The following is a 14,802-nucleotide window of genomic DNA, read 5'->3' on the forward strand; positions in this document are numbered from 1 at the left end:
CAGAAGACAGGATATGTTGCTTTATCGCCCCATTATTAATTGAGGATGCCATGAGTCAGCCGGTCATTACCCTGTGGTCCAATTCCGATTTTTTCTCTCCGTACGTGATGTCAGTCTACGTTTCCCTGCAGGAGAAGAGCCTGCCTTTTACGCTTAAAACCGTCAATCTGGATAGCGGCGAACACCTGCAGGCGGGCTGGAAGGGATACTCTGCCACCCGGCGCGTGCCGCTGCTGGAGGTTGACGATTTTGCCCTCAGCGAATCGTCCGCGATTAGTGAATATCTCGACGAGCGCTTTGCGCCGCCGGAGTGGGAGCGGCTCTATCCCCACGATCTGCAAAAGAGGGCCCGTGCCCGTCAGGTTCAGGCCTGGCTGCGCAGCGATCTGCTGCCCATTCGCGAAGAGCGCTCTACCGACGTGATTTTCGCCGGGCAAAAGAAACCTGCGCTGAGCGCGGCGGGGCGCAGGAGCGCAGAAAAACTCTTCGAGACGGTTTCCGGACTGCTGGCCCACGGCGGCACCAATCTGTTCGGCGAATGGTCAATTGCCGATACTGACCTCGCGCTTATGCTCAACCGACTGGTGCTTAATGGTGATGAGGTGCCGGAGCGGCTGGCAGATTACGCCGCCTTCCAGTGGCAGCGGGCATCCGTTCAGCGCTATGCCGCACTGTCGGCCAAACGAGCCGGCTGATTCGCGTTCGCGGTTCCGCTATCATAGGGCATCGTAATGCGTGGAGATGAAAAAATGCGGCTGATGTTTGCATCGGATATTCATGGTTCTCTGCCCGCCGCCGAGCGCGTGCTGGAACGGTTCGCGCAGAGCGGGGCGCAGTGGCTGATTATTCTGGGTGACGTGCTCAACCACGGGCCGCGTAACGCTCTCCCTGAGGGCTACGCGCCGGCAGAAGTTGCCGGGAAGCTCAATGGCGCTGCGGCGCGCATTATTGCCGTACGCGGCAACTGCGACAGCGAAGTCGATCAGATGCTGCTGGACTTTCCCATCACCGCGCCCTGGCAGCAGGTTCTGACTGAACGGTGTCGGCTGTTTCTGACTCACGGGCATCTGTACAGCCCCGAAAAATTGCCGTCGCTCTGCGCTGGCGATGTCCTGGTTTATGGTCATACTCATATTCCGGTAGCCGAGAAGCGCGGCGATATTTTTCTCTTTAACCCCGGTTCCGTGAGCATCCCCAAAGGGGGATTTCCCGCCAGCTATGGCCTCCTTGAAGGGGATCGGCTGCAGGTTTTAGCACTCGATGATCATCAGGTTATTGCAGAGGTGGCAATTAACCCGTAATTTACCCCCAACCGTAAAGACGCGCCGCAAGAGCGCTTTAAAAAGTAAGGTTTCCTGATGGCGGAACAGAACGATTTGGCAAGCACAGAATGGGTAGATATCGTTAATGAAAACAATGAGGTGATAGCGCAATCCAGCCGCGAGCAAATGCGCGCGCAGTGCCTGCGCCATCGTGCAACCTACATTGTCGTTCATGATGGAATGGGCAAAATTCTGGTGCAGCGTCGTACCGAGATAAAAGATTTTCAGCCGGGCATGCTGGATGCCACCGCCGGTGGCGTGGTGCAGGCCGACGAGCAACTGCTGGATTCAGCGCGTCGCGAGGCCGAAGAGGAGCTGGGCATTGCTGGCGTACCCTTTGCCGACCACGGCCAGTTCTACTACGAAGATAAGCACTGCCGCGTCTGGGGAAGCCTGTTTAGCTGCGTGTCGCACGGCCCCTTTGCTTTGCAGGAAGAGGAGGTCAGCGAAGTGTGCTGGCTGACGCCGGAAGAGATCACCGCCCGCTGCGATGAGTTCACCCCGGACTCGTTAAAAGCGCTGGCGCTGTGGATGACCCGCAATGCCAACAACGAGTCGGCAAAACCGGAAAAGCAGGAAAAGCAGGAAGAGGCCGAGTAGCCGCCTAGCAGCTATCCCGCAGGCATAAACTGGAGACGATGGGTTTTCCGCCGCTCCAGTTTCCTTCATTAAGGCGCTCCAGAAGCGCGCGTCCAGCTTCAATACCAATCTTGTGATGCGGTACGGCCATCGTGGTTAGCGGCGGCTGGCAGACCCGGCTGACATCGCTATCGCCGAAGCCGACGACCGCCAAATCGTCCGGGACTTTAATACGCCGACGCTGGCATTCGTACAGCGCGCCGCACGCCAGCTCGTCGGAGACGCAGACCAGCGCATCCAGCTCCGGCCACGCCAGCAAAAATTCCGGTAGCTGCGAAGCGCCGGTGGAAAAACTGGGGGGAAGCGCGGCGTTAATCACCCTATTTGGCGACATATGGTGGCGCAGCATCGCTTTGTACCACCCCTGCAGATGCTGCTGAAAAATCCACTGCTCCTGGTTGGCGCACAGCAGGCCGATATTCTGATAGCCGCGATGAATGAGCATTTCGGTGAGCTCGAACATGGCGGCAACGTTATCAATGCCGATATTCATATCAATCGGGTCGGCGCGCATGGCGCCCATCTCCATCACCGGAATCGACGCGTTATTCAGCCAGTGGCGTACGGTATCGCTATGTTCAACGCTGAGCAGAATGGCGGCCGCAATGTTCGACGCCAGCAGCGTTTCCAGCAGCTTCTCTTCCTGTTCAAGACGATGCTGCGACTCCGCCAGCATAATCTGATAACCCGCCGGCTGCAGCACCTGCTGAAGCCCGGCAAACATCGCGGAGCAGCCCGCTTCGGCAAGATTTGGCACCACCATGGCTATCGTTCTTGAGGAGGCGGAAGCCAGCGCGCTGGCGGCCAGATTGGGCATATATCCCAGCTCCTGCACCGCGGCTTCGATTTTTTCACGAAGCTTGTCGGAAACCTGCTCCGGCGTGCGCAGCGCACGCGAGACGGTCATCGTGCCCACGCCGGCAAGCTGGGCAACATCGGCGATCGTCACCTTACCGGTACTACGCCGTTTTCGGGTTAGAGACATACATATTCCTGCTGAACAGACGCTTTTCATTAGCATCCATCACTTTACGTTTCAGGGAGTATACGCTTTAAATCCACATTTTTGCTGCGTTTTCATATGATGATTGCGAATTGATAGCGCTATCACAATTTTGAATGTTATCTGTTGATAGCGCTATCTTTGTGATCACCATCGCAGCTAACTGCTGTGCGCTTGAATAAAGTTTGCCCATCTTTTGCTAAAAGACGGGGGAGATAAAATGCTCAGTAAATGGATCTTTGATGCCACTATCACGCTCCGGCAGAGCGTAGAAGCCTGGCCTCAGGCTCTTGAGGTTTGTGCCACGCCGCTGCTCGACGCCGGCGTTATTGCGCCCGAGTACGTGACCGCGATTGTTGAACAACATGCGAAGCTGGGACCCTACTATGTGCTGGCACCGGGGCTGGCAATGCCGCATGCGCGGCCGGAAGAGGGCACCAAAGGTCTTGGCCTTTCGCTGCTGAAGCTGGAGCAAGGCGTGTCGTTTGGTTCAGAAGAGTTCGACCCGGTCGATGTTATTATTATGCTGGCGGCGCCCGATAAGCATAGCCATATCGAGATGATTTCCGCGCTGGCTGAATTATTTTCCAGCGACGAAGATATGGAACAATTACATCAAGCGAAAACCCTGGAGGAAATTAAAACGATAATCGCGCGATTCTGATCTTATTCATAACCTGATTTATAACCCATTACGCCTGGCGTGATGCGGACCAACTGTACCCAAAAAAGGTGATAACAATGAAAATTATGGCGATTTGTGGTTCTGGCCTGGGCAGTAGTTTTATGGTTGAAATGAATATTAAAAAAGTGCTTAAAAAGCTCGAAATTGAAGCGGAAGTTGAACACTCCGATCTCTCATCGGCAACGCCGGGAGCGGCAGATTTATTCGTGATGGCTAAAGACATTGCCGCCAGCGCCAGCGTGCCGGAAAGCCAGCTGGTGGTGATCACCAACATCATCGACATCAATGAACTCGAAGCGCAGCTGCGCGCGTGGTTCGCCAAACAATAACTATTTGTAGCGAGGCGGATATGTTTATCCTGGAAACGCTGAATTTTGTTGTTGATATTCTGAAAGTGCCCTCGGTGCTGGTGGGGTTAATTGCGCTGATCGGCCTGGTGGCACAAAAAAAATCATTTTCTGACGTCGTCAAAGGAACGATTAAAACCATTCTTGGATTTATTGTTTTGGGCGGCGGAGCGACGGTATTAGTCGGTTCGCTGAATCCGCTGGGAGGCATGTTTGAACACGCCTTTAATATTCAGGGGATTATTCCAAATAACGAGGCGATTGTTTCTATTGCCCTCGAAAAATACGGCGCGTCAACCGCGCTAATTATGGCCTTTGGGATGGTTGCGAATATCATCGTCGCTCGCTTTACGCGGCTGAAGTATATCTTCCTGACCGGGCATCATACCTTCTATATGGCCTGTATGATCGGCGTGATCCTCACCGTGGCGGGCTTCGAAGGCGTGGGGCTGGTGTTTACCGGCTCGCTGATCTTAGGCCTGGTGATGGCGTTCTTCCCGGCGCTGGCGCAGCGCTATATGAAGCGAATTACCGGAACCGATGATATTGCCTTCGGCCACTTCGGTACCCTGGGCTACGTGCTTTCGGGCTGGATTGGCAGCGTCTGCGGAAAAGGCTCCCGCTCCACCGAAGAGATGAATCTGCCGAAGAACCTCAGCTTCCTGCGTGACAGTTCCATCTCTATCTCCCTGACGATGATGATTATCTACCTGATCATGGCCGTGAGCGCGGGACGTGAGTATGTGGAAAGCACCTTTAGCGGCGGCCAAAACTATCTGGTCTACGCCATTATCATGGCGATTACCTTCGCCGCCGGGGTGTTCATCATCCTGCAAGGGGTGCGTCTGATCCTTGCGGAAATCGTGCCGGCATTTACCGGATTCTCAGAAAAACTGGTGCCGAACGCGCGCCCTGCGCTGGACTGCCCGGTGGTCTACCCATATGCGCCCAACGCGGTGCTGATCGGCTTCCTGTTCAGCTTCCTCGGTGGTCTGGTGGGGCTGTTCCTGCTCGGACAAATGAATCTGGTGCTGATTCTACCGGGCGTCGTGCCGCACTTTTTCACCGGTGCGACGGCGGGAGTCTTCGGCAACGCCACCGGCGGTCGTCGGGGCGCGATGATTGGCGCGTTTGCCAACGGCCTGTTGATCACCTTCCTGCCGGTGCTGCTGCTGCCGGTTCTGGGGGCGATCGGTTTTGCCAATACCACCTTCTCTGACGCCGACTTCGGCGCAATCGGCATCGTGCTCGGCAACCTGGCGCGCTACCTGTCGCCGTTTGCGATTACGGGTCTTGTTGTGGCGCTGTTCGCTCTGCTGGTTGCGTACAACGTCTTTGCGAAGAAGAAATCTGCGGGCAATAGCGCGCAGGAGAATACCGGAGCTAAATCATGAATGTGCAAGAAGTGACCCAACTGGCGCGCGACATTCGCGTCGCCACGCTTAAATCGCTGACCAATCTGGGTTTTGGCCACTATGGCGGCAGCATGTCGGTCGTCGAAACGCTGGCGGTGCTGTACGGCGCGGTGATGAAAATCGACCCCGCTGACCCGGACTGGCCGGAGCGCGACTACTTTGTGCTGTCAAAAGGGCATGCCGGTCCGGCGCTCTACAGCACCTTAGCCATCAAGGGCTATTTCCCAATGGAAGATCTCAGCACGCTGAACCATAACGGCACTCGTCTGCCAAGCCACCCGGACCGCCTGAAAACGCGGGGAGTCGATGCGACCACCGGTTCGCTGGGGCAGGGGATTTCCATCGCTGGCGGCATGGCGCTCTCGCATAAGCTGGCCGGGCGCCCGAATCGGGTATTCTGCATTGTCGGCGACGGCGAGCTCAACGAGGGGCAGTGCTGGGAGGCGTTTCAGTTTATCGCCCACCATCGCCTGAATAATCTGACGGTGTTTGTTGACTGGAACAAGCTGCAGCTTGACGGCACGCTCGACGAAATTATCCGCGCCTTCAACCTCGAGGAGAAGTTCCGCGCCTTTGGTTTTGACGCCATCACCGTGAAGGGAGATGACATTGTCGGGCTGCTGGAGGCGGTACAGCCCGTGCCGGCCGCCGATGCCCGTCCGCGGGTGGTGATCCTCGACAGCATTAAGGGGCAGGGCGTGCCGTATCTTGAGCGGCTCAGCAACTCCCATCACCTGCGCCTGACGGATGAGATGACTGCGGCGCTGAATGAGACGATTCGTCAACTGGAGGCCGCACATGATTAACGTCGTACCCGCAGGACAAAAAGACGCCGTGGAAATGCGCAAAGTGTACGCCGGATTTGTCGCCCGGCAGATTGAGGCCGGGAGCGACATTATCGCCCTCGAGGCCGATCTGATGAGTTCGATGGCAATGGACGGCGTGGCGCGGAATTATCCGCAGCACGTGATCAACTGCGGCATCATGGAGGCCAACGTTATCGGGACCGCCGCCGGCCTGTCGCTGACCGGACGTCAGCCGTTTGTTCATACCTTTACCGCTTTTGCCAGCCGTCGCTGTTTCGACCAGCTGTTTATGGCGCTGGATTATCAGCGTAACAACGTCAAGGTTATTGCCTCCGACGCCGGCGTTACCGCCTGCCATAACGGCGGCACCCATATGTCGTTTGAAGATATGGGGATTGTTCGCGGCCTGGCGCACTCGGTGGTACTGGAGGTCACCGATGCGGTGATGTTCGACGATATCCTGCGCCAGCTGATGAAACTTCACGGTTTCTACTGGGTGCGTACCATCCGCAAGCAGGCGCCGAGCGTCTACGCCCCGGGCTCAACGTTTACCATCGGCAAGGGCAATGTGCTGCGGGAAGGCGAAGATATTACCCTGATTGCCAACGGCATTATGGTGGCCGAGGCGCTGGAGGCGGCGCGACAGCTCGAGCTGGAGGGCGTCAGCGCGGCGGTGATTGATATGTTTACCCTCAAGCCTATTGACCGCATGCTGGTGAAAAATTATGCCGAGAAAACCGGGCGCATCGTGACCTGCGAAAATCACAGCATTCACAACGGGCTGGGCTCAGCCGTCGCCGAGGTGCTGGTGGAAACCTGTCCGGTGCCGATGCGCCGCGTGGGGGTGAAGGAGCGCTACGGTCAGGTCGGTACCCAGGATTTCCTGCAGAAGGAGTACGGCCTGACGGCCCATGACATAGTGTCGGCGGCGAGAGAGCTGCTGTAAATAAAAAAGGCGACCACGTGGTCGCCTTTGTTTTTACCGACCGGCGCAGGCGCCGGCGGAGAGTATTACTGCTGCTGCTGAGACGACTGAATCGCGGTCAGCGCGATGGTGTAGACGATATCGTCTACCAGCGCGCCGCGGGACAGGTCGTTCACCGGCTTACGCATACCCTGCAGCATCGGCCCGATGGAGATCAGGTCAGCAGAACGCTGTACGGCTTTGTAAGTGGTGTTACCGGTGTTCAGATCCGGGAAGATGAACACGGTCGCGCGGCCGGCAACCGGAGAGTTCGGCGCCTTGGATTTTGCCACGTCAGCCATAACGGCGGCATCGTACTGCAGCGGGCCGTCGATCATCAGGTCAGGACGTTTTTCCTGCGCCAGACGCGTTGCTTCACGCACTTTTTCGACGTCGCTACCGGCGCCGGAGGTGCCGGTGGAGTAGGAGAGCATCGCCACGCGCGGTTCAATGCCAAAGGCGATTGCGGAGTCCGCGGACTGAATCGCGATCTCTGCCAGCTGTTCTGCGGTTGGGTCCGGGTTAATCGCGCAGTCGCCGTACACGTAAACCTGTTCAGGCAGCAGCATGAAGAACACGGAGGAGACCAGAGAGCTGCCCGGCGCCGTTTTGATCAACTGCAGCGGCGGACGAATGGTGTTGGCGGTGGTGTGTACCGCGCCGGACACCAGACCGTCGACTTCGTCCTGCTCCAGCATCAGCGTGCCGAGAACCACGTTGTCTTCCAGCTGCTCGCGAGCAACCGCTTCGGTCATGCCCTTGCTCTTACGCAGTTCGACCAGGCGAGCCACGTAGCTTTCGCGAACCACTTCCGGATCGACGATTTCGATACCCGAACCCAGCTCTACGCCCTGAGCGGCGGCAACGCGGTTGATCTCATCCGGGTTACCCAGCAGCACGCAGGTTGCGATACCGCGTTCTGCACAGATTGCCGCGGCTTTAACGGTACGCGGCTCGTTGCCTTCCGGCAGAACGACGCGTTTGCCCGCTTTGCGCGCCAGCTCGGTGAGCTGGTAGCGGAAGGCCGGCGGAGAGAGGCGACGGCTGCGCTCGGAGGTCGCAGTCAGGGACTCGATCCAGTCGGCGTTGATGTAGCTTGCCACGTATTCCTGAACTTTCTCGATGCGCTCGTGATCGTCAACCGGAACTTCCAGGTTGAAGCTCTGCAGGCTCAGAGAGGTCTGCCAGGTGTTGGTGTTAACCATGAATACCGGCAGGCCGGTGGCAAACGCGCGTTCGCACAGCTTGCTCACGCGGGCGTCCATTTCGTAGGCACCGGTCAGCAGCAGCGCGCCGATTTCTACGCCGTTCATCGCCGCCAGGCAGGCTGCAACCAGGACGTCAGGACGATCGGCGGAGGTCACCAGCAGTGAACCTGCGCGGAAGTGTTCCAGCATGTGCGGAATGCTGCGCGCACAGAAGGTAACGGATTTCACGCGGCGGGTATTGATGTCACCTTCATTGATGATGGTGGCATTCAGGTGGTGCGCCATATCGATTGCGCGGGTGGCAATCAGATCGAAGCTCCACGGCACCGCGCCGAGGATCGGCAGCGCGCTGCCGTTCTGCAGCTGAGCCGGATCGATCTTGACCACTTTCGCTTTCGAAGAGTCATCGAAAATTTCAGACAGGTCGGGACGGGTACGCCCCTGCTCGTCAACCGGCGCGTTCAGCTTGTTGACGATAACACCGGTAATGTTGGTGTTCTTCGTGCCGCCGAAGCTGTTGCGGGTCAGTTCGATACGCTCGTGCAGCTGTTCCTGGGTGTCGGTGCCCTGAGACATCACGAAGACGATTTCAGCGTTCAGGGTTTTGGCAATTTCGAAGTTCAGCGACTGGGCAAACTGGTGTTTACGCGTCGGAACCAGGCCTTCTACCAGCACGACTTCAGCATCCTGAGTGCTTGTGTGGTAGTTAGCAATGATCTCTTCCATCAGCACGTCTTTCTGGTTGCTGGACAGCAGCGACTCGACGTGGCTCATCTTCAGCGGCTCTGCGGCCGGAAGGTTGGAATTCGCGCGAACGATGGCGGTCGTCTGGTCAGGCGCATCGCCGCCAGCACGCGGTTGCGCGATAGGTTTAAAGACGCTCAGGCGAACGCCTTTACGTTCCATAGCACGGATAACACCGAGGCTGACGCTGGTCAGGCCTACGCTGGTTCCGGTAGGGATTAGCATGATTATACGGGACACGATATATCCTCTTTCGTTACCGCCAGTATCAGGCGGGATACAAAAACTGCACCCCCAGCTTCCCGTCATACTTCAAGCTGCATACGCGTTGGCATTTGCCCTTGTGGGCCGCCGCGACGACGGATTTGTCGCTCACCCCGGTCACGTACTTCTCTTACGCTCCCGGGGATTTGCTGCGTCGCCGCTTTCCTGCAACTCGAATTATTGAGGATTATCGCTGGTGGTGTGCAATCAGGCGGTCAGACGGTTGGCGTCTTGCGCGATAACCAGCTCTTCGTTGGTCGGGATGACCAGTGCAGGGCGGGTACCTTCTTTGTTGATGAAGCCGGATTTGCCGAAACGGGCTGCCAGGTTGCGTTCATGGTCAACATCGAAGCCCAGTACGCCCAGTTTGCCCAGAGACAGTTCACGAACCATCGCCGCGTTTTCACCGATGCCGCCGGTGAAGATAACCGCGTCCAGACGACCGTCCATCAGCGCGGTGTAGGAGCCGATGTATTTTGCCAGGCGGTGGCAGTAAACGTCCATCGCGCGCTTAGCGTCTGCTTTATCCGTGTAGTTGTCTTCAACATAACGACAGTCGCTGGTGACTTCAGTCAGGCCGAGCAGGCCGGACTCTTTGGTCAGCATTTTGTTGATAGCATCAACGCTCATGCCCAGGGAGTCGTGCAGATGGAAGATGATTGCCGGGTCGATATCGCCTGAACGGGTACCCATGACCAGGCCTTCCAGCGGGGTCAGACCCATAGAGGTATCAACGCACTGGCCGTTACGGATAGCGGAAACAGAACCACCGTTGCCCAGATGGCAGGTGATGATGTTCAGCTCTTCAACCGGTTTGTTCAGGACTTTTGCTGCTTCCTGAGTCACGTAGAAGTGGCTGGTGCCGTGGGCGCCATAGCGACGGACGCCGTGCTCTTTGTAGAGGCTGTACGGCAGGGCGTAGAGGTAAGATTCTTCCGGCATGGTCTGATGGAACGCGGTGTCGAACACGGCAACGTTCTTGTCTTTCAGGTGTGGGAAGGATTTCAGCGCTTCAGCAATACCGATCAGATGCGCCGGGTTGTGCAGCGGTGCGAAAGAGGCGGAATCTTTGATGCCCTGAATGACGGAATCGTCAATCACCACGGAACTGGTGTATTTCTCACCACCGTGAACGATACGATGGCCAATTGCGGTCAGCTGAGCAGACAGTTCTGGTTTTTGTGCCAGAATAGTGTTAACGATAAAGTTAAGCGCTTCACTGTGAGCGGCGCCAGCGCCTAAATCTGCTTCTTGTTTGCTGCCATCCATTTTCCATTTGATACGTGCTTCAGGAAGATGGAAACATTCGGCTAAACCGGACAGATATTCGTCACCGTTGAGAGCATCAATGATAGCAAATTTCAGTGAGGAACTACCGCAGTTCAGAACCAGTACTAGCTTACTCGACATGGAAGTACCTTTTATGATACGTGGCTAAAAAAACGTCATTGTGTCACAAAGCGTAGCGCAGGATGACATCGACATTTATGATTAACATCATGCCTTGTTCTGTTTCCGGGCACGATGAGATAAGTACATTTGATTTTATGCCATTTTGAATAATTTTCAGACAATGGCAGAATATGCGATAATTTGACTAACCTGGTAAAAGGGTCTATCGCCCTTTCAAGTGGGCACAGGATACCTGATTGCCGCACCCATTGCCAAAATGTTTTGAACGTTGTCATGCACAGTTGGTGTTTTGCACGAATATTTTAAGATTTATATGTAAAGTTGAGGTACAGCCATGTCGACACCCGAGAATCGTCCCGTTAGCTTTTTCAGCTTGTTTCGCCGCGGGCAGCATTACACAAAGACCTGGCCTTTAGATAAACGCCTCGCCCCGGTGTTTATTGAAAACCGCATTATTCGCGCCACCCGCTACGCGATTCGCATCATGCCTCCGGTCGCCGTCTTTACGCTGTGCTGGCAAATTGCCCTCGGCGGCCAGTTGGGTCCCGCGGTCGCCACGGCGCTGTTTGCGTTGAGTCTGCCCATGCAGGGACTGTGGTGGCTGGGTAAACGTTCGGTGACGCCGCTGCCGCCGTCAGTATTGAACTGGTTTTATGAAGTTCGCGGCAAGCTGCAGGAGGCGGGACAGGCGCTGGCGCCGGTTGACGGTAAGCCTGATTATCAGGCTTTAGCTGACACGCTTAAGCGCGCCTTCAAACAACTGGATAAAACTTTCCTTGATGATTTGTAATTCCCTAAGGAAAACGCATATAAAAGAAGGCGCATGATTAATGCGCCTTCTTTTTTCACGCCGTAAAGTGCCACAGGAGTCAAAAAATGGAAATGACCAATGCGCAGCGCCTGATTTTGTCAAATCAGTACAAGATGATGACGATGCTCGACCCGGACAACGCTGAGCGCTATCGCCGTCTGCAGACCATCATCGAGCGTGGTTACGGGCTGCAGATGCGCGAACTGGACCGCGAATTCGGCGAGCTGACCGAGGAAACCTGCCGTACCGTCATCGATATCATGGAAATGTATCATGCGATGCACGTCTCCTGGACTAACCTCAAGGACGGCAGCGAAATCGACGAGCGTCGGGTGACCTTCCTGGGGTTCGACGTGGCTACCGAAGCGCGCCTCCTCGGCTACGTGCGTTTTATCGTCAACGTCGAGGGGCGCTACAGCCACTTTGACGCCGGCACTCACGGTTTCAATTCGCAAACGCCGATGTGGGAAAAATATCAGCGTATGCTGGCCGCCTGGCACTCATGCCCGCGGCAGTACCATTTGAGCAGCAACGAAATTAATCAAATTATCAACGCCTGATGGAGGTTTCCGTGCAGTGTAAAGGTTTTCTGTTCGATCTTGACGGGACGTTAGTCGATTCTTTGCCGGTGGTGGAACGCTCGTGGTGTACGTGGGCGGATCGTTTCGGCATCCCGCATGATGAAGTGCTGAACTTTATCCACGGCAAGCAGGCGATAACCTCTTTACGCCATTTTTTACCCGGGCGTAGCGAAGAGGAGATTCAGACGGAATTCCGCTACCTCGAAGCAGTAGAGGCGCAGGATACCGACGGTATTACGGCGCTGCCGGGGGCGGTTGCGCTGCTGACTCAGCTGGATAGTGCTGGCATTCCGTGGGCTATCGTCACCTCCGGTTCGGTGCCCGTCGCCCATGCGCGCCATCGCGCCGGGGGACTGCCCGACGCTAAAATTTTCGTCACGGCGGAGCGGGTTAAGCACGGCAAGCCGGCACCCGATGCCTATCTGCTCGGGGCCGAGCTGCTGGGGCTGGCGCCGCAGGCGTGTGCGGTGGTTGAGGACGCGCCGGCGGGATTACTGTCCGGCCTGAGCGCCGGATGCCGTACTATTGCCGTTAACGTGCCTGCCGACGCGCCGCGTCTCGATGAAGCAGACTTTGTGCTGACCAGCCTCGAAGAGCTGGAGATTATCCGGCAGCCAGACGGCAACGTTAGCGTTACGCTTAAAGCATAATCTCATGATTTAGCCCCGCTCTGTCGGGGCTTTTTTGTGCCACAATTTCGACTCCATCTTCAGACAAGGATAAGTTGTGAACGGTGAACTGATTTGGGTGCTGTCTCTTCTTGCCGTTGCGGTCGTGCTGTTTGCCACCGGAAAAGTGCGCATGGATGCTATCGCGCTGCTGGTGATCGTCGCCTTCGTCCTCAGCGATACGCTGACTCTCAGCGAAGCGTTTTCCGGTTTTAGCGATCCGAACGTTATTCTTATCGCCGCGCTGTTTATCATCGGTGACGGCCTCGTGCGCACCGGCGTCGCAAGCAAAGTCGGCAGCTGGCTGGTGAAGGTAGCGGGCAGCAGCGAAACAAAAATGCTGATCTACCTGATGCTGACCGTCGCCGGGCTGGGCGCGTTTATGAGCTCCACCGGAGTAGTGGCTATTTTTATTCCGGTGGTGCTGAGCGTTTCTGCACGCATGAATACCTCCCCGTCGCGCCTGATGATGCCGCTGAGCTTTGCGGGGCTTATCAGCGGGATGATGACCCTGGTGGCAACGCCGCCTAATCTCGTAGTCAACAGCGAGCTGATACGCGAAGGGCTGCAGGGCTTTAGCTTCTTTAGCGTGACGCCCATTGGTCTGGTGGTTTTGGTGCTGGGCGTTTTCTACATGCTGGCGGTTCGCTTTATGCTGAAAGGCGACGAGAGCGAGTTGTCGCGCGACGGACGTAAGAGAAGCACCTTTCGCGATTTAATCAAAGAGTACCATTTAACCGGCAGGGCGCGTCGCCTGGCGATCCGCCCCGGTTCGCCGATGATTGGCCAGCGTCTCGACGATCTTAAGCTACGCGAGCGCTACTGCGCTAACATTATCGGCGTGGAGCGCTGGCGTCGTTTTCGGCGGGTGATTGTGAACGTTAACGGGGTATCCGAGTTCCGCGCCCGCGACGTTCTGCTGATTGACATGTCGGCTTCGGACGTCGATTTGCGCCAGTTCTGCGGGGAGCAAATGCTTGAGCCGATGGTGCTGCGCGGGGAGTATTTCTCCGACCAGGCGCTGGATGTTGGCATGGCGGAGGTGACGCTGATCCCCGACTCGGAGCTTATCGGTAAAACGGTGCGTGAAATCGCCTTCCGCACCCGCTTTGGTCTCAATATTGTCGGCCTGAAGCGGGACGGCAAAGCCCTCGATGGCGCGGTGGTCGATGAGTCCCTGCAGCTTGGAGATATCATGCTGGTGGTCGGCAACTGGCGGCAGATTGCCCTGCTGGCGAAGCGTGGGCGTGATTTTGTGGTGCTAAATATGCCGATCGAGGTGAACGATGCCTCACCGGCCCACAGCCAGGCGGCGCATGCTATTTTCTGCCTGGTGCTGATGGTGGCCCTGATGCTCACCGATGAAATTCCCAACCCAATTGCCGCCATTATCTCCTGCCTTTTGATGGGGAAGTTTCGCTGTATCAACGCCGAGAGCGCTTACAAAGCGATTCACTGGCCGAGCATTATTCTGATTGTCGGGATGATGCCTTTTGCGCTGGCGCTGCAGAAAACCGGCGGCGTGGATTTAGTTGTTCAGGGACTGATGGACGTTGCCGGCAACAAAGGACCCTATTTAATGCTGGGCTGTCTGTTTGTGATGTGCGCGGCCATCGGCCTGTTTATTTCAAACACCGCAACGGCGGTGCTGATGGCGCCGATTGCGCTGGCGGCAGCGAACTCAATGGGCGTGTCGCCTTACCCCTTTGCGATGGTGGTGGCGATGGCGGCTTCGGCGGCATTTATGACCCCGGTATCTTCACCGGTTAACACCCTGGTACTGGGTCCCGGTAAATACTCGTTCAGCGATTTTGTGAAGATCGGCGTGCCTTTTACCGTGCTGGTGATGGTGGTTTGCGTGCTGCTGATCCCGGTCCTGTTCCCGTTCTGAGCCCCGTTTCCTCATGGCCCGGCCGCAGGCCGGGCTAGCGT

General features: G+C 56.6%; 15 protein-coding genes. 12 read left to right on the forward strand and 3 right to left on the reverse strand.

Going from position 1 to position 14,802, the window contains the following annotated elements; all coding sequences use genetic code 11:
• Window positions 1-50 precede the first annotated feature (50 nt).
• Genes yfcF through yfcD form a run of 3 tightly spaced genes read left to right on the forward strand, consistent with a single transcriptional unit; the run spans window position 51 to window position 1,922 of the window.
• Complete coding sequence (yfcF, locus tag GVK32_RS11800) at window positions 51-695, forward strand: glutathione transferase (RefSeq protein ID WP_159865866.1); 645 nt, start codon at window positions 51-53, stop codon at window positions 693-695.
• A 54-nt stretch (window positions 696-749) separates the two neighbouring features.
• Window positions 750-1,301 carry a phosphodiesterase gene (gene yfcE / locus GVK32_RS11805; RefSeq protein WP_133599244.1) on the forward strand — a complete coding sequence of 184 codons (552 nt, stop codon included), beginning with the start codon at window positions 750-752 and terminating at the stop codon, window positions 1,299-1,301.
• A 57-nt stretch (window positions 1,302-1,358) separates the two neighbouring features.
• Complete coding sequence (yfcD, locus tag GVK32_RS11810) at window positions 1,359-1,922, forward strand: NUDIX hydrolase YfcD (RefSeq protein ID WP_041146578.1); 564 nt, start codon at window positions 1,359-1,361, stop codon at window positions 1,920-1,922.
• A gap of 4 nt (window positions 1,923-1,926) precedes the next feature.
• On the opposite strand, the gene GVK32_RS11815 is transcribed toward yfcD, so the two are convergent.
• Window positions 1,927-2,946, reverse strand: coding sequence for a LacI family DNA-binding transcriptional regulator (locus tag GVK32_RS11815; RefSeq protein ID WP_159865869.1), 1,020 nt, complete (start codon window positions 2,944-2,946; stop codon window positions 1,927-1,929).
• A gap of 238 nt (window positions 2,947-3,184) precedes the next feature.
• Between GVK32_RS11815 and GVK32_RS11820 the strand changes: the two genes are divergently transcribed.
• The 5 genes from GVK32_RS11820 to GVK32_RS11840 all read left to right on the forward strand — a co-directional run bounded on the left by GVK32_RS11820 (window position 3,185) and on the right by GVK32_RS11840 (window position 7,163).
• A complete protein-coding gene (locus GVK32_RS11820) occupies window positions 3,185-3,628 on the forward strand; it encodes a PTS sugar transporter subunit IIA (RefSeq protein ID WP_159865872.1) in 444 nt (147 codons plus the stop codon).
• 77 nt (window positions 3,629-3,705) lie between these two features.
• Window positions 3,706-3,978, forward strand: a complete 273-nt coding sequence (locus GVK32_RS11825) for a PTS sugar transporter subunit IIB (RefSeq protein ID WP_041146575.1) — start codon at window positions 3,706-3,708, stop codon at window positions 3,976-3,978.
• Window positions 3,979-3,998: 20 nt separating this feature from the next.
• Window positions 3,999-5,390 carry a PTS ascorbate transporter subunit IIC gene (locus tag GVK32_RS11830; RefSeq protein WP_159865875.1) on the forward strand — a complete coding sequence of 464 codons (1,392 nt, stop codon included), beginning with the start codon at window positions 3,999-4,001 and terminating at the stop codon, window positions 5,388-5,390.
• Window positions 5,387-6,217 (forward strand): transketolase, encoded by an 831-nt coding sequence (locus GVK32_RS11835; protein ID WP_159865878.1) that lies wholly within the window; start codon window positions 5,387-5,389, stop codon window positions 6,215-6,217. The genes GVK32_RS11830 and GVK32_RS11835 overlap by 4 nt, the downstream gene beginning before the upstream one ends.
• Entirely contained in the window at window positions 6,210-7,163 is a 954-nt protein-coding gene (locus GVK32_RS11840; protein ID WP_159865881.1) for a transketolase family protein, read from the forward strand. Before GVK32_RS11835 ends, GVK32_RS11840 begins: the two co-directional genes overlap by 8 nt.
• 65 nt (window positions 7,164-7,228) lie before the next feature.
• On the opposite strand, the gene pta is transcribed toward GVK32_RS11840, so the two are convergent.
• Both pta and ackA read right to left on the reverse strand, forming a co-directional pair.
• Complete coding sequence (gene pta, locus GVK32_RS11845) at window positions 7,229-9,373, reverse strand: phosphate acetyltransferase (RefSeq protein WP_159865884.1); 2,145 nt, start codon at window positions 9,371-9,373, stop codon at window positions 7,229-7,231.
• Between the two features lie 231 nt (window positions 9,374-9,604).
• On the reverse strand, window positions 9,605-10,807 hold the full coding sequence (ackA, locus tag GVK32_RS11850) for an acetate kinase (protein ID WP_159865887.1): 1,203 nt from the start codon (window positions 10,805-10,807) through the stop codon (window positions 9,605-9,607).
• Window positions 10,808-11,144: 337 nt separating this feature from the next.
• Here ackA and yfbV point away from each other — a divergent pair, with 337 nt between their 5' ends.
• The 4 genes from yfbV (at window position 11,145) to GVK32_RS11870 (ending at window position 14,761) form a co-directional block, all read left to right on the forward strand.
• On the forward strand, window positions 11,145-11,600 hold the full coding sequence (gene yfbV / locus GVK32_RS11855) for a terminus macrodomain insulation protein YfbV (RefSeq protein WP_041146569.1): 456 nt from the start codon (window positions 11,145-11,147) through the stop codon (window positions 11,598-11,600).
• Window positions 11,601-11,686: 86 nt separating this feature from the next.
• The gene (locus GVK32_RS11860; RefSeq protein WP_041146568.1) at window positions 11,687-12,181 is read left to right on the forward strand and encodes a YfbU family protein; all 495 of its coding nucleotides are present in this window, start codon (window positions 11,687-11,689) and stop codon (window positions 12,179-12,181) included.
• 11 nt (window positions 12,182-12,192) lie between these two features.
• Window positions 12,193-12,852: a sugar phosphatase gene (locus tag GVK32_RS11865; RefSeq protein WP_159865890.1), complete on the forward strand. Its 660-nt coding sequence runs from the start codon at window positions 12,193-12,195 to the stop codon at window positions 12,850-12,852.
• Between the two features lie 76 nt (window positions 12,853-12,928).
• Window positions 12,929-14,761 carry an SLC13 family permease gene (locus GVK32_RS11870; protein ID WP_159865893.1) on the forward strand — a complete coding sequence of 611 codons (1,833 nt, stop codon included), beginning with the start codon at window positions 12,929-12,931 and terminating at the stop codon, window positions 14,759-14,761.
• Window positions 14,762-14,802 lie beyond the last annotated feature (41 nt).

The sequence above is a fragment of the Klebsiella sp. 18074 genome (genome assembly GCF_902705905.1).
In the GTDB taxonomy this organism is placed as follows: domain Bacteria; phylum Pseudomonadota; class Gammaproteobacteria; order Enterobacterales; family Enterobacteriaceae; genus Klebsiella; species Klebsiella terrigena.